11 protein-coding genes and 1 pseudogene are annotated in these 19219 nt (G+C 61.5%); 10 read left to right on the top strand and 2 right to left on the bottom strand.

Translation table 11 applies throughout. From position 1 onward, the window contains the following. Window positions 1-155: 155 nt before the first annotated feature. A complete protein-coding gene (locus tag NTD89_RS12590) occupies window positions 156-2375 on the bottom strand; it encodes a primosomal protein N' (protein ID WP_106577524.1) in 2220 nt (739 codons plus the stop codon). Between the two features lie 438 nt (window positions 2376-2813). On the opposite strand from NTD89_RS12590, the gene rpmE reads away from it, so the two are divergent. Continuing rightward, window positions 2814-3044: a 50S ribosomal protein L31 gene (gene rpmE / locus NTD89_RS12585; protein ID WP_049710411.1), complete on the top strand. Its 231-nt coding sequence runs from the start codon at window positions 2814-2816 to the stop codon at window positions 3042-3044. Window positions 3045-3331: 287 nt separating this feature from the next. Beyond that, window positions 3332-4600, top strand: coding sequence for a malic enzyme-like NAD(P)-binding protein (locus tag NTD89_RS12580; protein WP_056860619.1), 1269 nt, complete (start codon window positions 3332-3334; stop codon window positions 4598-4600). Window positions 4601-4811: 211 nt separating this feature from the next. Here the strand turns inward: NTD89_RS12580 and NTD89_RS12575 are convergent, their stop codons facing one another. After that, window positions 4812-7277 carry a penicillin-binding protein 1A gene (locus NTD89_RS12575; protein ID WP_410017212.1) on the bottom strand — a complete coding sequence of 822 codons (2466 nt, stop codon included), beginning with the start codon at window positions 7275-7277 and terminating at the stop codon, window positions 4812-4814. A 221-nt stretch (window positions 7278-7498) separates the two neighbouring features. Here NTD89_RS12575 and NTD89_RS12570 point away from each other — a divergent pair, with 221 nt between their 5' ends. The 8 genes and pseudogenes from NTD89_RS12570 to gltB all read left to right on the top strand — a co-directional run bounded on the left by NTD89_RS12570 (window position 7499) and on the right by gltB (window position 19193). Further along, window positions 7499-8152: a pilus assembly protein PilM gene (locus NTD89_RS12570; protein WP_262207973.1), complete on the top strand. Its 654-nt coding sequence runs from the start codon at window positions 7499-7501 to the stop codon at window positions 8150-8152. Beyond that, the gene (locus tag NTD89_RS12565; RefSeq protein ID WP_106577526.1) at window positions 8152-8703 is read left to right on the top strand and encodes a PilN domain-containing protein; all 552 of its coding nucleotides are present in this window, start codon (window positions 8152-8154) and stop codon (window positions 8701-8703) included. The genes NTD89_RS12570 and NTD89_RS12565 overlap by 1 nt, the downstream gene beginning before the upstream one ends. Continuing rightward, window positions 8700-9671: a pilus assembly protein PilP gene (locus NTD89_RS12560; RefSeq protein ID WP_262207971.1), complete on the top strand. Its 972-nt coding sequence runs from the start codon at window positions 8700-8702 to the stop codon at window positions 9669-9671. Before NTD89_RS12565 ends, NTD89_RS12560 begins: the two co-directional genes overlap by 4 nt. Before the next feature lie 141 nt (window positions 9672-9812). Continuing rightward, window positions 9813-11066 (top strand): annotated as a pseudogene (locus NTD89_RS12555) (type IV pilus secretin PilQ); the annotation flags it as partial. Window positions 11067-11070: 4 nt separating this feature from the next. Further along, window positions 11071-11589, top strand: coding sequence for a shikimate kinase AroK (gene aroK / locus NTD89_RS12550; protein WP_145159987.1), 519 nt, complete (start codon window positions 11071-11073; stop codon window positions 11587-11589). Between the two features lie 124 nt (window positions 11590-11713). Beyond that, a complete protein-coding gene (gene aroB, locus NTD89_RS12545) occupies window positions 11714-12814 on the top strand; it encodes a 3-dehydroquinate synthase (RefSeq protein WP_242198807.1) in 1101 nt (366 codons plus the stop codon). A 10-nt stretch (window positions 12815-12824) separates the two neighbouring features. Next, on the top strand, window positions 12825-14399 hold the full coding sequence (locus NTD89_RS12540) for an SPOR domain-containing protein (protein ID WP_262207970.1): 1575 nt from the start codon (window positions 12825-12827) through the stop codon (window positions 14397-14399). A 348-nt stretch (window positions 14400-14747) separates the two neighbouring features. Continuing rightward, complete coding sequence (gene gltB / locus NTD89_RS12535; protein WP_262207969.1) at window positions 14748-19193, top strand: glutamate synthase large subunit; 4446 nt, start codon at window positions 14748-14750, stop codon at window positions 19191-19193. Window positions 19194-19219: the final 26 nt, after the last annotated feature.

Below are 19219 nucleotides of genomic sequence, written 5' to 3'. Positions count from 1 at the left end.
ATGCGCAGGTGGAAAAACTGGGCATTATCCGTGGCGAGGGCGGGCTTGCCAACCGTTCAGACCAGATGGCGGACCTGCGGGCCTCATCGCGGGCAAGCCCGCTCCCACATTTAAAGGTGTTCACATTTCAAATGTGGGCGCTGGCTTGCCTGTGATCAATACAAATCTACCGGGTCCACATCCAATGACCATCGCACCTGGCGGCCACTGGGCATTTGCTCCAGAGCAAGCAACCAGCTACTTAATAGTCGATGCAGGGGCGCGCGGGACGTTGCCTGCAAGAGTAGCTGAGCGCGATAACGCCCGGCGCGGCGCTCCATGGGCGCAGGCACCGGGCCGAGCAATTCGATGCCGGTCAGACCCAGTTCGCCGAGCAAACGTTCGGCGGCGCTGCACGCCTCATCCAGAAAACCTTCCGCCTGCCCCGGTTTATGGGCTTCGGCCCGCAACAGTGCAAGGTGTGAGAAGGGCGGCAAGCCGGCGGAGCGACGTTCGCTCAGCGCCTGCTCGGCGAAGGCGAAGTAGCCTTGTTCTGTCAGCTGGATCAGCAGCGGATGGTCGGCCAGGTGCGTCTGGATAATCACTTTGCCCGGTTCTTCAGCGCGCCCGGCGCGGCCTGCGACCTGCACGATCAGCTGCGCCATGCGCTCGCTGGCGCGGAAATCACCGGAGAATAGGCCGCCGTCGGCATCCAGGATCGACACCAGTGTCACCCGTGGAAAGTGGTGCCCCTTGGCAAGCATCTGCGTGCCGATCAGGATGCACGGCTGGCCTTTCTGGATGGTTGCGAACAGCTGGTTCATCGCGTCTTTGCGCGAGGTGCTGTCGCGGTCGACCCGCAGCACCGGGTAGTCCGGAAACAGGATGCCCAGGCGCTCTTCGGCGCGCTCGGTGCCCGCGCCCACTGGGCGCAAATCCACTTTGCCGCACTGCGGGCAGTGGCGCGGCACCCGCTCCACATGGCCGCAGTGATGGCAGCGCAGCTCGCCGTGGCGCTGGTGCACGGTCATGCGCGCATCGCAGCGCTCGCACTCGGACATCCAGCCGCAGTCATGGCACAGCAACGTCGGCGCAAACCCTCGGCGGTTGAGAAACACCAGCACTTGCTGGCCGGCGGCGAGGGTCTGGCCAATGGCTTGCTGCATCGGCCCGGAAATGCCGCTGTCCAGTGGACGGCTTTTTACATCCAGGCGCAGGAAGCGCGGTTGCTTGGCGCCGCCTGCACGCTCATTCAGGCGCAGCAGCCCGTAACGGCCGGTGTAGGCGTTGTGCAGGCTTTCCAGGGACGGCGTGGCCGAGCCCAGCACAATCGGGATGTCTTCCTGGCGTGCGCGCACCAGCGCCAGGTCGCGGGCGTGGTAGCGCAGGCCTTCCTGCTGTTTATAGGAGCCGTCGTGCTCCTCGTCGATGATGATCAGCCCGGGGTTCTTCATCGGCGTGAACAACGCCGAGCGGGTGCCGATAATAATGTCGGCTTCGCCGTCCCGCGCGGCCAGCCAGGACTCCAGGCGCTCGCGGTCGTTGACCGCCGAATGCACCAGGGCGATGCGCGCGTTGAAGCGCTGCTCGAAACGCGCCAGGGTTTGCGGGCCCAGGTTGATCTCGGGGATCAGCACCAGCGCCTGCTTGCCGGCCTGCAGGGTTTCGCGGATGAGCTGCAGATAGACTTCGGTCTTGCCGCTGCCCGTCACGCCCGCCAGCAGGAACGCGTGGAAGCTGTCGAAGCCTGCGCGAATCGCTTCATAGGCAGCACGTTGCTCGGTGTTCAGCGGCAGTTCGGGCTGGGCCAGCCAGTGTTCGTGGCGTGGGTCGGGGGCGTGCTTGCGGATTTCCACCTGCACCAAGCCCTTGGCCAGCAGCAGGTCGAGGCTGTCCTTGCTCAGCATCAGCTTGCTCAATAGCTGATGCGCCACGCCGTGGGGATGCTGCGCCAGCGTGGCCAGGGCTTCACGCTGGCGCGGCGCGCGTGCGATGCGCGGGTCATCGAGGCGCGCGCCGGGCACCATCGACCAGAAGCGCTCCTGGCGTGCCTCGGCCAGCTCGCCCTGACGCAGCAGCACCGGCAGCGCCCAGCTCAAGGTATCGCCCAAACTGTGCTGATAATACTGGGCGGTCCACAGGCACAGCTTGAACAGGGCCGGTGGCAGCGGCGCAGTGGCGTCGAGGATCGCGATGGCCGGCTTGAGCTTTTCTGCGGGTACTTCGCTGTGGTCGGCGACTTCCACCAGAATGCCGATCATTTCCCGGCGCCCGAACGGCACGCGCACGCGCATGCCTGGCTGCAACTGCGCCCGCAGCACGCCGGCGGGGGCTCGGTAGTCGAACAGACGGCGCAGGGGCGAGGGCAGGGCTAGGCGCAAAATGGCGTCGGGCACGCGGGGAGTCTCATATATAGGCAGGCGGTGGCGCAGGGGCGGGAGCCTAGCAGACCTGCGGTAGAGGTGTCCTGTCTCTACTGCACGAGGCAGCGCTTCTGTGGGCGCTGGGCCTTTTGTGGCGAGCAGGCTTGCCCTGCGCTGGGGCGCGCAGCGGCCCCGATGCCCGCAGCAAGTTTCAACTGCAAAATCGCACTAGCTTTATTGGGGCTGCTTTGCAGCCCAGCGCAGGGCGAGCCTGCTCGCCACAACACAACCCGGCTCCCATATTGATCGTGGTGTGTCGGGGGTTTTTCTGATGAAAGGGGCTTATATGTGGGCAATCGGCCGGAAGCGCCGCTTGCGCGTTTAAAAAGGTCTGGTAGAATCCGCGGCCTAATTACGTGCGGTATTCGACAATAGTGTCGAGTGGCGGCACGCTAGCCCGAGGAAGTCACCATGAAAGCCGATATCCATCCAGCGTACGAAACCATCGAAGTAACCTGCAGCTGCGGCAACAAGTTCGAAACACGTTCGAACCTGTGCAAGCCACTGGGTACTGACGTATGCAACGAGTGCCACCCGTTCTACACCGGTAAGCAGAAAACTCTGGACACCGGCGGCCGTGTACAGCGCTTCGCAGATCGCTTTGGTGCTTTCGGCAAGAAGCCTGCTACTCCAGCAGAGTAAGGCTCAAAAGCCCTCCGGGTTTTTGTCAGCTGTTGAAGAAGGCGTCCTTTGGGACGCCTTTTTTGTGCCTGCAATTTGGTCGCGCGTGATTCAAATCATTTTTAATAAAAAAATTGTAGACATTTTTTAATGCGATTGTGAACAGTTGAGCCCTTGTATCCCGTGGCTCTTGGCCAAAAGTCGTAGCGCAGGGCCCTTGACACCTGTGACTGCCCAGTCTTGTAGGGACTTTGCGACACGCGTATCCTCGGCGGTCCGTCGACCAACAGTAAAAGCGGAATGCCGATATGTCTGATTTGAAAACTGCCGCTCTCGAATATCATGCCCATCCTCGTCCAGGAAAGCTGAGTGTAGAGCTCACCAAAGCCACTGCCACCGCCCGCGACCTGTCGCTGGCCTACAGCCCTGGCGTTGCCGAGCCCGTACGTGAAATCGCCCGCGACCCTGAACTGGCGTACAAGTACACCGGCAAAGGCAACCTGGTTGCAGTGATTTCCGATGGCACCGCGATTCTCGGCCTGGGCAACCTTGGCCCATTGGCGTCCAAGCCAGTCATGGAAGGTAAAGGCGTGCTGTTCAAGCGCTTTGCCGGCATCGACGTTTTCGACATCGAAGTCGATTCCGAAAGCCCGCAGGCTTTCATCGACACCGTAAAGCGCATTTCCATCACGTTCGGTGGCATCAACCTGGAAGACATCAAGGCACCTGAGTGCTTCGAGATCGAAAAGGCCCTGATCGAGCAGTGCGACATTCCGGTATTCCACGATGACCAGCACGGCACTGCGATCGTTACCGCGGCCGGCATGATCAACGCCCTGGAAATCGCCGGCAAAACCCTGGCTGACGCGCAAATCGTCTGCCTGGGTGCCGGCGCTGCAGCCATCTCCTGCATGAAATTGCTGGTGAGCATGGGCGCCAAGCTGGAAAACATCTTCATGGTCGACAGCAAGGGCGTTGTTCAGTCCGAGCGTACCGACCTGAACCAGTACAAGGCGATGTTTGCCCACGCCACCGACAAGCGCACCCTGGCTGACGCCCTTGACGGTGCAGACGTGTTCGTTGGCCTGTCTGGCCCGAACCTGCTGAGCGCCGAAGGCCTCAAGTCGATGGCGGCCAACCCGATCGTGTTCGCCTGCTCCAACCCTGATCCGGAAATCTCCCCGGAACTGGCCCACGCCACCCGTAACGACGTGATCATGGCCACCGGCCGTTCGGACTACCCGAACCAGGTCAACAACGTACTGGGCTTCCCGTTCATCTTCCGCGGTGCCCTGGACGTTCGCGCCAAGCGCATCAACGAAGAGATGAAAGTGGCTGCGGCCAATGCCCTGCGTGAACTGGCCAAACTGCCGGTGCCTCAGGATGTATGCGATGCGTACGGTGGTGCTCCACTGGCGTTCGGCCGTGAGTACATCATTCCTAAACCAATGGATAAGCGCCTGATCACCCTGATCTCCGATGCCGTGGCCAAAGCCGCGATCGAGACCGGTGTGGCGACCCTGCCGTATCCGAAGCACTACCCGCTGCAAAGCGTGGATGATGTGTTCAACGGCTAAGTCGTTGTAGCGCACCAACAAAAAGCCCCGGCTCTTGCGAGTCGGGGCTTTTTATTACCTGCGATTTAACTGGAGCTGTTTAGACATCCAAATGTGGGAGGGGGCTTGCCCCCGATTGCGGTGTATCAGTCAGCGGATTCATTGGCTGAAAGTTCGCTATCGGGGGCAAGCCCCCTCCCACATGTTGCATCTCATCGGCTTGAGGTCGCGATCAGAACAAATCGATCGGCGCCCCTTCATCCGCCGGCAGCGGGCTGCCCGGCGCAACGCCATTGCCCAGTTCGTTGACCGACGGCGGCGTGTCTTCGCTCTTGAACAGCTCGAAGTACGCGTTCGGCGTGCTTGGCGAAGCCGCACGGCCACTCACCGGGTCAATCCGCAGGCTGAGAATGCCTTCAGGCTCAGGCTGGGTGTGCAGCGGCTTGTCTTTCAAGGCCGCGCCCATGTAGCTCATCCAGATCGGCAGCGCGACGGTGCCACCAAACTCGCGGCGACCCAGGCTTTCCGGCTGGTCGTAGCCGGTCCACACGGTGGTCACGTAGTCGGCGTTGTAGCCGGAGAACCAGGCGTCCTTGGAGTCGTTGGTGGTACCGGTCTTGCCGGCGATGTCCGCACGGCCCAGCGCCAGGGCGCGACGGCCGGTGCCTTTCTTGATCACGTCTTCCAGGATGCTGTTGAGGATATACGTGGTGCGGCCATCCACTACGCGTTCAGCGACTGCTGGCGTTTGTGGCTCGTTTGCGGCGGAGGTGTTCGGTGTGGCTGGCGCTGCGCCCGGTGTCGGCTCGATGGTGATGCCGCCGTTGCTGGGCGCCGCGATGCCATCAGGCGCCGCCACGCCGTTGACCACGTCACCCGGCACGCGCGGAGGGTTGGCGGTAAACAGGGTGTCGCCATTGCGGCTTTCGATCTTGTCGATCAGGTACGGTGAGATCTTGTAGCCGCCGTTGGCAAAGGTGCTCCAGCCCGTGGCGATCTCCATCGGCGTGAGAGTCGCGGTGCCCAGCGCCAGGGACAGGTTGGGCGGCAGGTCCGACTTGTTGAAGCCAAAACGCGTCATGTAGTCGATAGTTTTGCCCACGCCCATCGCCTGCAGCAGGCGGATCGACACCAGGTTACGCGACTTGTACAGCGCCTCGCGGATGCGGATCGGGCCGAGGAAGGTGTTGGTGTCGTTCTTCGGGCGCCAGACCTTGTCCAGGTACTCGTCGACAAACACGATCGGGGCGTCGTTGACCAGGCTGGCGGCGGTGTAGCCGTTATCCAGTGCGGCGCTGTAGACGAACGGCTTGAAGCTCGAGCCCGGCTGGCGCTTGGCCTGGATGGCACGGTTGTAGTTGCTCTGCTCGAAGGCAAAACCGCCGACCAGGGCGCGGATCGCACCGTTCTGCGGGTCCAGGGACACCAGCGCGCCTTGGGCCACAGGGACCTGGCTGAATTTCAGGCTGTCGTCTTTCTGGCGTTGCACGCGGATCAAATCACCCACCTGTGCCACGTCCGACGGCTGCTTGGGCATCGGGCCCATGCTGTTGGTGTTCAGGAAGGGACGTGCCCACTTCATGCTGTCCCACGCCACATGCGCTTCGCCGGAGCGGGTCAGCACCTGCACGCCATCTTTCTTCACTTGGGTGACGATGGCGGGCTCCAGGCCGCTGATCGGGCGCTGTTTGCCCAGTTCAGTGGTCCAGGCGCTCAAAGTCTTGCCTGGCAGGCGGGATTCGGGGCCCCGGTAGCCGTGGCGCTGGTCATAGGTGACGAGGCCATCGCGTACCGCGTTGTTGGCAATTTCCTGCAAGTTGCTGGGAACGGTCGTGGTCACGCGGAAGCCTTCGGTGTAGGCCTCGCTGCCGTAACGGCCGACCATCTCGGCGCGCGCCATTTCAGCGATGTACGGTGCGTTCACCTCCGGCGTCGGCACGTGGTAGCTGGCATTCAGCGGTTCGGCCACGGCGCTTTCATAGGCGGCCTGGTCGATCTTGCCCAGCTTGTACATGCGGCCGAGGATCCAGTCGCGGCGCTCTTTGCTGCGCGCCGGGTTGGCCAGCGGGTTAAAGCGCGAAGGGGCCTTGGGCAGGCCGGCAATCATTGCCATTTGCGCCAGGCTGGCGTCACGAATCGACTTGCCGTAGTAGACCTGCGACGCCGCCTCGATCCCGTAGGCGCGGTTGCCCAGGTAGATCTTGTTGACGTACAGCTCGAGGATCTCGTCCTTGGTCAGCTGGCGTTCGATCTGCAGGGCCAGCAGGATTTCAGTGGCCTTGCGCGAAAAACTGCGCTCGCTGGTGAGGAAGAAGTTCTTCGCCACCTGCATGGTGATGGTGCTGCCACCGGATTGAATGTGTCCGCTTTTTACCAGCTGGGTAGCCGCACGCACCAGACTGCTGGGGTCAACGCCGTAGTGATTGGCGAAATTATCGTCTTCTGCCGACAGCAGGGCATTGATGAAATTGGGTGGAATGTCGGCGAAACGGATCGGTGTGCGGCGCATCTCGCCGAACTCCGCGATCAGTTTTTCGTCGCTGCTGTAGACCCGCAAAGGAATCTGCAACTGGATACTTCTGAGTGCCTCTACGGAAGGCAAACCCGGACTAAGGTAGAGGTAGGCACCGCTGAGTACGAGCAGCAGCCCGCAGACAATCGCGACAATGGAGTACCCGAAAAACTTCAGCAGACGAATCAAGGCTTTTGGATTTCCAGAGAAAAGAATGAGTTAGGCGTCGGGGCATGCATGGCAAACGATGGATCGACCCGAGCAGCAGATAAATAGCGGGAAAAAACGCTGGGCATTAAAGCATTTTTCGGCTTGGGGCGTCATTCACGCCACTCAAACAAGTCGACCGAATGCACGATGGTCGGCGGCAATCAGGCGGTATGACAGGCAAAGTTTTGGGGAGTTTTATGAGAAAAGGATTTTTCAGGCGCAAAACCGACACCCTGCTGGGCGTCGACATCAATGACATGGGCATCAAGCTGATAGAGCTGGACCATTCGGCCGCGGGTTACCGGGTGCAGGGCTACAGCACCCAGGTGTTGCCGCCGAATGCGATGGTCGACGGCACCTTGTTGGACCTTGAAGAGGCAGGGCGGGCCTTGCACCTGGCGTTATCCCGGCTGCGTACGTCCGCTCGGCAGGCGGCCGTCGCTGTGGCGGGCCCTTCGGTCATCACGCGGGTCATCGACATGGAGGCCGGGCTCAGTGATGAAGAGATGGTCTGGAAGATCCAGATGGAAGCCGATCAGTACATTCCTTACCCGCTGGATGATGTAGCCATCGATTTTCAGGTGCGTGGCACTTCGGCCCAGGATCCGGCCCGGGTCGAGGTTTTACTGGCTGCCTGCCTGAGGGAGCAGGTCGAGGCGCGCACTGCGGTTTTGGCCCTGGCGGGGCTCGTGACACGGGTGGTGGATGTCGAAGGGTTTGCATTGGAGCGCGCTTGCAGTCAGGATTTCGCCAGCTTCACGCCGGGTCATCAAGTCGATGGCACACAATGGGCCGTGGATGCCCACGGGATGGGAATTGCTTGCGGGTTGGCCCTGAGGAGTTTCGCTTGATGACAAGAATCAACCTTTTGCCTTGGCGCCAAGCCCTGGCGGACCGGCGTCGCAAATACTTTCTGATGTTTTTGCTGGCGTTCGCCTGTGCGGCCTTCGCGGCGTTATGGCTGGCGGACCAGGTGATTGACCAGGCCATCGACCGGCAGGGTGCACGCAATAACCACCTGAGCAAAGAAGTGACTGTCGTCGATTCGCGCATCAAGACCATCGGCGACTTGCAGGAGCAAAGCCAGCAACTGGCCGCGCGCATGAAAGTCGTGCAGGACCTGCATGATGCCCGCTCCTCTAGCGCGCAGATGTTTGATCAACTGGCCCGCGCGGTGCCCGAGGGTGTCCATCTGCATGAAGTGGTGGCGAACGGCGACACCATCAGTGTCAGCGGGAGTGCCGAGTCCAGCCAGGACATTGCTCAGCTGATGCGCCGCCTGGAAGCCTCGCAAGGCACCCACGCCACTCGGCTTCAGCATGTGCGGGCAGAGGGCGAGCGTGGCGGTAACGAATTCCAATTGATGGTGCGCCAGGGGGAATCCACCGAGGCTCAGCCTTGAGCCTGCCCAGGCTCGACTTTTCCACGTTCTCTCACAACGCTTCGAAATGGCCCTTGCCGGGCAAGCTTCTGCTGGGCTGTGCGCTGGCAGGCTTGGTGCTGGCGGTGGGCGATAGCGTTTATTTGAGCCCGTCACGCGAGCGTTTGCACGAGTGGGAGGCGCAGGAAAAGGCCTTACAACAGGTACTCGCGCAGAAGGTCGATCTGGCCACCCGCCTTGAGGGCAGCGCCCACCTGGCTCAGGTGATGCAGGAAAAAACCGATGGGGGCTTAGGGCAGTTGTCTGGCGCACCTGACATGCCAGCCCTGCTGGATGAAATGGCGCGGCTGGTGGCTGCCAACGGCGTGGTGGTTGAAGGTGTCACGGTGCTGGACGAGCAAACTCGGCCGTTTTACATCGAGGAGCCGGTGCAGGTCGATGTGGTTGGGGCTTACCACGACCTGGCTACCTTCGTGAGTGCGTTGGGCGGCTTGTCTCGGATTGTTACCGTGCATGACATCACGCTTCGTTCCGAAGGGTCGTTGCTGCGCCTTGGCATGTTGGTGAAGACCTACCGGAGCACGTCGCTGCGCGGCGAACCTGACTCGGTTTTCGAGTCGAGGCCGGCATTTGTCTACGACGCATTTTCCCTGCGTGACCCGTTCCAGCCGGTCGCATTGCAGGTTAATCACCTGCCCGGACGCCCGGTGCTGGCGCCTGACCTTGCCCGGGTCCGCGGCGCCCTGGAAAAGGTCGCTATCGACCAGTTCGAGATGGTCGGTACGCTGTCCCGTGGGGAGCAGAGCTTTGCGCTGTTGCGTGTGGCCTCCACGGTGCACCGGCTGGCCGTTGGCGACTACCTGGGGCTGAACCACGGCAAGGTCACGGCCATTCATGACGGCTACATCGAACTGGCAGAGCTGTTCCCCGATAAACAGGGCGCGTGGCTGGAGCGCCCGCGAACCCTCGTGTTGAAACTCAACTCATAACGGAATCAAACAATGAAATGGACTTTCTCGTCCTTCGGTGTGGCGCTATGGATAGCGTTCACGGCACCGACGGCATTCGCTGTGCCCACTCGTGTGGATCTGATCCAGCTGCCGCCGCCTGGCAGTGCGGCGCCAGGCACCTACCACGGCGCCAAGCTGAACCTCAACTTCCAGAACATCGATGTGCGCGCGGTATTGCAGCAGATTGCCGATGTCGCCGGGCTCAATCTGGTTGCCAGCGATGAAGTGCAAGGCTCCATCACCTTGCGGCTCAAGGACGTGCCCTGGGACCAGGCGCTGGACCTGGTATTGCAGACCAAAGGGCTGGATAAGCGGGTGAAGGCCGGCGTTTTGCTGGTGGCACCGGCCGATGAGCTGGCTGCGCGTGAATTGCTCACGCTGGAATCGCGCAGGCAGATGGCCGAGCTGGCGCCTTTGCGCCGGGAGCTGTTGCAGGTCAACTACGCCAAGGCGGCGGACCTGGCCAAGCTGTTCCAGTCGGTGACAGGCCTTGAAGGCGCCGGCGATGAGCGCGGTTCCGTGGCAGTGGATGACCGCACCAATAACATCATTGCCTACCAGACTGGCGAGCGCCTCGAAGAGCTGCGCCGGATTGTGGCGCAACTGGACGTCCCGGTGCGCCAAGTGATGATCGAGGCACGGATCGTCGAGGCCAATGTTGATTACGACAAAAGCCTCGGCGTGCGCTGGGGAGGGCGACTCAACCGTGCCAATTGGGGCGCTGGGGGCATCAGCAAACCCTTGGCCGCCGGTGCCGAGCCACCGCAGAACCCTGTCAGTTCGCCATTTGTCGACATGGGGGCGCTCACCGGTACATCGGGCTTGGGCATCGCCTATATCACCAACAACCTGTTGCTGGACCTTGAACTGACGGCCATGGAGAAAACCGGCAACGGCGAAATCGTCTCACAGCCCAAGGTGGTCACTTCCGACAAGGAAACGGCACGGATCCTCAAGGGCACCGAGATTCCCTATCAGGAATCCAGCTCCAGTGGCGCCACCTCAGTGTCGTTCAAGGAAGCTTCGCTATCGCTGGAGGTGACCCCGCAAATCACCCCCGATGGCTGGGTGATCATGGAGGTCAAGGTCACCAAGGATGAGCCCGACTACCTGAACAAGCTCAACGACGTGCCGCCGATCAAGAAAAACGAAGTCAACGCCAAGGTGCTGGTCAAGGATGGCGAGACCATCGTCATCGGTGGCGTTTTCTCCAACACCCAAAGCAAAGTGGTAGATAAAGTGCCATTTTTAGGCGATGTGCCGTATCTTGGCCGCCTTTTCCGGCGCGATGTGATGGCGGAAAGAAAATCCGAGCTGCTGGTATTCCTGACTCCGCGTATTATGAATAACCAGGCGATTGCTGTGAGTCGTTGATTCTGTGCGAAATTTGATTCTTGTAGGACCGATGGGGGCTGGAAAAAGCACCATCGGCCGTTTGCTGGCCAAAGAGCTGCGCCTGCCATTCAAAGATTCCGACAAGGAAATTGAATTGCGCACGGGCGCCAATATCCCATGGATCTTCGATAAGGAAGGCGAACTGGGCTTTCGCGACCGCGAGCAGGCGATGATTGCCGAGCTGTGCGGTTGCGACGGCTTGGTATTGGCCACCGGCGGCGGCGCTGTCATGCGCGATGAAAACCGCCGGGCGCTGCATGCCGGTGGGCGCGTGGTCTACCTGCATGCGTCAGTCGAGCAGCAAGTGGGTCGCACCGCCCGCGACCGGAATCGCCCATTGTTGCGCACCGCTGACCCGGCAAAAACCCTGCGGGATTTGCTGGCGCTGCGCGATCCGCTGTATCGGGAAATTGCCGATCTGGTGGTGGAAACCGATGAGCGGCCGCCGCGAATGGTCGTTCTCGACATTCTCGAGCGTTTACAGCAGCTGCCACCCCGTTAAAGCCAGACCCGAAATGCGCTATTCTCGGCGGCGCGCTAACAGCCTTCGAGGTGTGGCGTAGAGCCATCAGGCAGCGTCAGATCCGAGCGTTGCCGATCGTATATCCATCTTCACGCGGGGACACATGCAGACACTTAAGGTCGATCTAGGCGAGCGCAGCTACCCAATCCATATTGGTGAGGGTTTGTTGGACCTGCCCGAGTTGCTCGCCCCGCATATTGCCGGTCGGCAAGTGGCGATCATCTCCAATGAAACGGTCGCGCCGCTGTATCTTGAGCGCCTGAGCCGCAGCCTTGCGGCGTACTCGGTGATTTCGGTGATCCTGCCTGACGGCGAGGCCCACAAGAACTGGGAAACCCTGCAACTGATCTTTGATGGCCTGCTGACTGCGCGTCATGACCGCCGGACCACGGTGGTCGCTTTGGGCGGCGGTGTAATCGGCGACATGGCCGGCTTTGCGGCGGCCTGTTATCAGCGCGGCGTGGACTTTATCCAGGTGCCGACCACCTTGCTGTCCCAGGTCGATTCGTCGGTAGGCGGCAAAACCGGCATCAACCACCCGCTGGGCAAGAACATGGTGGGTGCGTTCTATCAGCCCCAGGCCGTGCTGATCGACACCGCGACGCTGAACACGCTGCCACCGCGCGAGCTGTCGGCGGGCCTGGCGGAAGTCATCAAGTACGGGCTGATCTGCGACGAGCCGTTCCTGACCTGGCTTGAAGAGCATATGGACGCCTTGCGCGCTCTGGATCAAGTGGCACTTACCGAAGCGATTTCCCGCTCCTGCGCCGCCAAGGCGCTGGTGGTGAATGCCGACGAGCGGGAGTCTGGCGTACGCGCCACCTTGAACCTGGGTCACACCTTCGGCCATGCGATCGAAACGCACATGGGCTATGGTGTGTGGTTGCATGGGGAAGCCGTAGCGGCTGGCACAGTGATGGCGTTGGAGATGTCGCAACGCCTGGGCTGGATCAGTGCCCAGGAGCGGGATCGGGGTATTGGCCTGTTCCAGCGCGCCGGTTTGCCGGTAGTTCCTCCTGAGGAGATGACCGAGGCGGATTTCCTCGAACATATGGCAATAGACAAGAAAGTGATCGACGGTCGCCTACGACTGGTGCTGCTGCGCCACATGGGCGAAGCGGTAGTGACCGACGATTATCCGAAAGAGATTTTACAGGCCACGCTGGGAGCGGATTACCGCGCCCTGGCCCAGCTTAAAGGTTAATAAGATCCCGATGACTAGTTTGCATGCCGACGAGGCGTTCCTCGGCCATTACCAGTTAAGCCACGACCCTTTTGCTCCGCGGGTACCTGGCTTCAAATTTTTCCCTGCCCAGCGCAAGCCGGTGCTTGGCCAGTTGCACCATCTGGCGCGCTACAGCCAGCTGTTGCTGGTGGTCACCGGGCCGTTGGGCAGCGGCAAGACCCTGCTGCGCCAGGCACTGGTCGCCAGCACCAACAAGCAATCGGTACAGAGCGTGGTGGTGTCGGCCCGCGGTGCCGGTGACGCGGCGGGCGTATTGCGCCAAGTGGCCCAGGCGCTGAACGTGTCCAATGCCGAGCCGAACGCGATCCTCAAGCAAGTGGTGCAGCTGGGCCTGACCGGCCAGGAAGTCTACTTGCTGGTCGACGACGCCGAGCAGCTCGACGAATCCGCCCTGGAAGCGCTGTTGGCGCTGGCTGCGGGCACGCCTGAAGGCCGCCCGCACGTGTTCCTGTTTGGCGAGTCGTCGTTGATCGCCGATCTGGAACAGATCAGCGGTGATCAGGAGCTGTTTCACGTCATCGAATTGCAGCCGTACGAAGAGGAAGAAACCCGCGAATACCTGGCGCAACGCCTTGAGGGCGCCGGGGCCGGTATCGAACTTTTCTCCGCTGCGCAGATCTCTGATATTCACGAAAGCTCCGACGGCTGGCCTGGCACCATCAACCAGGTTGCCCGGGATGCCTTGATCGAAGCCATGATTGCAAGCCGCTCTGCGGTTAAGCGTCCAAAGATGGGGTTTACTATGCCTAAGAAGCACGTATTGGCTATTTCCGCCGTTGTCGTGGTCGCTGTCGCCGCCGCCTGGTTGATCCCTGGCCGTAGCAAGGCGCCCGCCACCGCCGGCGCGCCAACCGAACAGGCGCAGTTGCCACTGGGCAAGCCCACACCAAACGTCGAATTCGCCAACTCCGGCCAACCGACCAACCTGCCGATGGTTGGCCAGCCGGTAATGCGTGGCCCGCTCGCCGAAGAAGCCGGTGGCATTTCCGAAGGCGACGACGGTGTGCCGGTGGAGGGCTCCAGCGCCACGCCGCCGACCGTAACCACTACCGCGCCGCCTGCGGGCGTGCCAGCCGGTCAGCCGGCAGCGCCGGTTGCCAAGTCGACCCCTGCACCGACTGTCGCCACTGCCAAGCCAGCGCCAGCGCCGGTGACCAAGCCTGTCGCACCCGCGCCAGCCGCCAAGCCAGCGCCGGCACCGGCCGCCAAGCCTGCCGAGAAACCTGCGGCGACCGTCGCCAAAGCAGGCGGCGCCGGCAGCAGCTGGTACACCAGCCAGCCAACCGGCAACTTCGTGGTGCAGATCCTCGGCACCAGCTCCGAAGCCAACGCTCAGGCGTTCGTGAAAGAGCAGGGCGGTGAGTACCGTTATTTCAAGAAAGTGCTCAACGGCAAGCCTCTCTACGTGATCACCTACGGCAACTTCTCCAGCCGTGCAGCAGCTGAATCCGCTATCAAGGCCTTGCCAGCGAAGGTTCAGGCTGGTAAACCTTGGCCTCGCACTGTCGCCAGCGTCCAACAGGAACTGGCAACAACTCGCTGAAGATTCGGCGGCCTTACCCAGGCCGCCTCTCCCGGCACCTCAAAAAACTACAAAAGCGTGCAGCCCTGAAGGCCGCGCGCTTTGTGGTGTCTGCGCCCGTTGCTTTTGAGTCGTAGCGGTCAAAATTAAAAAAGTTTTGACTAGCACAGCATATCGTTTTAAACCTTTCATAAATGCGACATAGATTTGCGACATTTCGTCGTTAAATTTGTGAGCGTTCGTGACGGTGTGTACAATGACCTCCCTTTTGCCCCCGCTAAGCCGGCGTACGTTCGGCGTGGAAGGTAACCGGTTGAATTGAAAAGAAATTTGCCTCGTTATAAGAGGCAGCCTGGTGAGAAAGTGTCTATGAAAGCAGGTCTGTACCAACCCGATGAATTCAAGGATAACTGCGGTTTCGGCCTGATAGCCCACATGCAGGGCGAGCCCAGTCACACCCTTTTGCAAACGGCCATCGAGGCCCTGACCTGCATGACCCACCGCGGTGGGATCAACGCCGACGGCAAGACCGGTGACGGTTGCGGCTTGCTGATTCAAAAGCCCGACCAGTTCCTGCGCGCTGTCGCAAAAGAGCAATTTGCGGTCGACCTGCCCAAGCAGTACGCCGTGGGCATGGTGTTTTTCAACCAGGACCCGGTTAAAGCCGAAGCCGCTCGCGAAAACATGAACCGCGAAATCCTGGCTGCCGGCCTGCAGCTCGTCGGCTGGCGCAAAGTGCCAATCGACACCAGCGTGCTCGGCCGTCTGGCCCTGGAGCGCCTGCCGCAGATCGAACAAGTGTTCATCGCAGGCGAAGGCCTGAGCGACCAGGACATGGCGATCAAGCTGTTCACCTCGCGTCGTCGTTCGTCGGTGGCCAACGCCGCCGACACCGACCACTACATCTGCAGCTTTTCGCACAAAACCATCATTTATAAAGGCCTGATGATGCCGGCGGACTTGACCGCCTTTTATCCAGACCTGAGCGATGAGCGCCTGCAAACCGCGATCTGCGTGTTCCACCAGCGCTTCTCCACCAACACCCTGCCGAAATGGCCGCTCGCCCAGCCATTCCGCTTCCTCGCCCACAACGGCGAGATCAACACCATCACCGGCAACCGCAACTGGGCCGTGGCCCGTCGCACCAAGTTTGCCAACGATTTGATGGACCTCGAAGAGCTCGGCCCGCTGGTCAATCGCGTGGGTTCGGACTCCTCGAGCATGGACAACATGCTCGAACTGATGGTCACCGGCGGCATCGACCTGTTCCGTGGCGTGCGCATGATCATTCCGCCAGCGTGGCAAAACGTCGAAACCATGGACCCGGACCTGCGTGCGTTCTACGAGTACAACTCGATGCACATGGAGCCGTGGGACGGCCCGGCGGGCGTGGTCATGACCGACGGCCGCTACGCGGTGTGCCTGCTCGACCGTAACGGTCTGCGCCCGGCGCGTTGGGTCACCACCACCAACGGTTTCATCACCCTGGCGTCGGAAATCGGCGTGTGGGACTACAAGCCTGAAGACGTGATCGCCAAAGGCCGCGTCGGCCCTGGCCAGATCCTGGCCGTGGACACCGAAACCGGGCAGATCCTCGACACCGATGCCATCGACAACCGCTTGAAGTCGCGTCACCCCTACAAGCAATGGCTGCGCAAGAACGCCCTGCGCATCCAGGCGACCATGGAAGACAACGACCACGGTTCGGCTTTCTATGACGTCGACCAGCTCAAGCAATACATGAAGATGTACCAGGTCACGTTCGAAGAGCGCGACCAGGTGCTGCGTCCGCTCGGCGAGCAAGGCTATGAGGCCGTCGGCTCCATGGGCGATGACACGCCGATGGCCGTGCTGTCCCAGCGCGTGCGCACGCCGTACGACTACTTCCGCCAGCAGTTCGCCCAGGTGACCAACCCGCCAATCGACCCGCTGCGCGAAGCCATCGTGATGTCGCTGGAAGTGTGCCTCGGTGCCGAGCGCAACATCTTCCAGGAATCGCCTGAGCACGCCTCGCGTGTGATCCTCAGCTCGCCGGTGGTGTCTCCGGCCAAGTGGCGTTCGTTGATGACCCTGGATCGCCCAGGCTTCGACCGCCAGATCATCGACCTGAACTACGACGAGAGCCTCGGCCTTGAAGCCGCAGTGCGTAACGTCGCCGATCAGGCCGAAGAAGCCGTGCGTGCCGGTCGTACCCAGATCGTGCTGACCGACCGCCACATCGCGCCGGGCAAGCTGCCGATCCACGCCTCGTTGGCGACCGGTGCGGTGCACCACCGTCTGACCGAAAAAGGCCTGCGTTGCGACTCCAACATCCTGGTTGAAACCGCCACCGCCCGTGACCCGCACCACTTCGCGGTGTTGATCGGCTTCGGCGCCTCGGCGGTGTACCCGTTCCTGGCGTACGAAGTGCTCGGTGACCTGATCCGCACTGGTGAAGTGCTGGGCGACCTCTATGAGGTGTTCAAGAACTACCGCAAAGGCATCACCAAGGGCCTGCTGAAGATCCTGTCGAAGATGGGCATCTCCACCGTCACGTCCTACCGCGGCGCGCAGCTGTTCGAGGCCATCGGCCTGTCCGAAGAAGTCTGCGAGCTGAGCTTCCGTGGCGTGCCGAGCCGCATCAAGGGTGCGCGTTTCGTCGACATCGAGGCCGAGCAGAAAGCCCTGGCAGCCGAAGCCTGGAGCGCGCGCAAGCCGATCCAGCAAGGCGGCCTGCTCAAGTTCGTGCACGGTGGCGAATACCACGCCTACAACCCGGACGTGGTCAGCACCCTGCAAGCCGCCGTGCAGCAGGGCGACTACGCCAAGTTCAAGGAATACACCGCGCTGGTGGATAACCGCCCGGTGTCGATGATCCGCGATTTGTTCAAGGTGAAAACCCTGGACACGCCGCTGGCCATCAGCGAGATCGAACCGCTGGAATCGATCCTCAAGCGTTTCGACTCCGCCGGTATTTCCCTGGGCGCCTTGTCGCCTGAGGCTCACGAAGCCCTGGCCGAAGCCATGAACCGCCTGGGTGCGCGTTCCAACTCCGGCGAAGGCGGTGAAGACCCGGCGCGCTACGGCACCATCAAGAGCTCGAAAATCAAGCAGGTCGCGACCGGCCGTTTCGGTGTCACCCCGGAATACCTGGTCAACGCCGAAGTGCTGCAGATCAAAGTCGCCCAGGGCGCCAAGCCGGGTGAAGGCGGGCAACTGCCAGGCGGCAAGGTCAACGGCCTGATTGCCAAGCTGCGTTATGCGGTGCCGGGCGTGACCCTGATTTCGCCGCCGCCGCACCACGACATCTACTCGATTGAAGACTTGTCGCAGCTGATTTTCGACCTGAAACAAGTCAACCCGCAGGCGTTGGTCTCGGTGAAACTGGTCGCGGAAGCCGGCGTGGGCACCATTGCCGCTGGCGTGGCCAAAGCCTATGCCGACCTGATCACCATCTCCGGCTACGACGGCGGCACCGGCGCATCGCCGCTGACCTCCATCAAGTACGCCGGTGCGCCGTGGGAACTGGGCCTGGCGGAAACTCACCAGACCCTGCGCGGCAACGACCTGCGCGGCAAAGTGCGCGTGCAGACCGACGGCGGCCTGAAAACCGGCCTCGACGTGATCAAGGCGGCGATCCTCGGCGCCGAAAGCTTCGGCTTCGGTACCGCGCCAATGATCGCCCTGGGCTGCAAATACCTGCGCATCTGCCACCTGAACAACTGCGCCACCGGCGTGGCGACTCAGAACGAGAAGCTGCGCAAGGATCACTACATCGGCACCGTCGACATGGTGGTGAATTTCTTCACCTACGTCGCCGAAGAAACCCGTGAGTGGCTGGCCAAGCTGGGCGTGCGCTCCCTCGAAGAACTGATCGGGCGTACCGACCTGCTCGACATCCTCGAAGGCCAGACCGCCAAGCAACAACACCTGGACCTGACGCCGCTGCTGGGCAGCGATCACATCCCGGCAGACAAGCCGCAATTCTGCCAGGTGGACCGCAACCCGCCGTTCGACAAAGGCCTGCTGGCCGAGAAGATGGTCGACATGGCCAGTTCCTCGATTAACGACGCCAGCGGTGGCGAATTCGCCCTGGACATCTGCAACTGCGACCGTTCCATCGGCGCACGCATCTCCGGCGAAATCGCGCGCAAGCACGGCAACCAGGGCATGGCCAAGGCGCCGATCACCTTCCGTTTCAAGGGCACTGCGGGCCAGAGCTTCGGCGTGTGGAACGCCGGCGGCCTGCACATGTACCTGGAAGGTGACGCCAACGACTACGTGGGCAAGGGCATGACCGGCGGCAAGCTGGTGATCGTTCCGCCAGTCGGCAGCGTCTACAAGACTCAAGACAGTGCCATCATCGGCAACACCTGCCTGTACGGCGCAACCGGCGGCAAGCTGTTTGCAGCCGGTACGGCCGGTGAGCGTTTCGCGGTGCGTAACTCCGGTGCCCACACCGTGGTGGAAGGCACGGGCGATCACTGCTGCGAATACATGACCGGTGGTTTTGTCGCGGTGCTGGGCAAGACTGGCTACAACTTCGGCTCGGGCATGACTGGCGGTTTCGCCTACGTGCTCGACCAGGACAACACCTTCGTCGACAAGGTCAACCACGAGTTGGTCGAGATCCAGCGGATCAGCGGCGAAGCGATGGAATCCTATCGCAACCACTTGCAGCATGTGCTGGACGAATACGTCGAGGAAACCAACAGCGAATGGGGTCGTAACCTCGCTGAAAACCTTGATGACTACCTGCGTCGTTTCTGGCTGGTCAAGCCCAAGGCTGCCAACCTGAAATCGTTGCTTTCCAGCATCCGTGCCAACCCGCAGTGATATGCGCCTGAAGAGTTTGATGAGGT

The organism is Pseudomonas sp. 14P_5.3_Bac1, from assembly GCF_025466135.1.
GTDB lineage: Bacteria > Pseudomonadota > Gammaproteobacteria > Pseudomonadales > Pseudomonadaceae > Aquipseudomonas.
The sequence above is the reverse complement of the archived record's forward strand: the minus strand, read 5'-3'. Positions and strand labels throughout refer to the sequence as shown.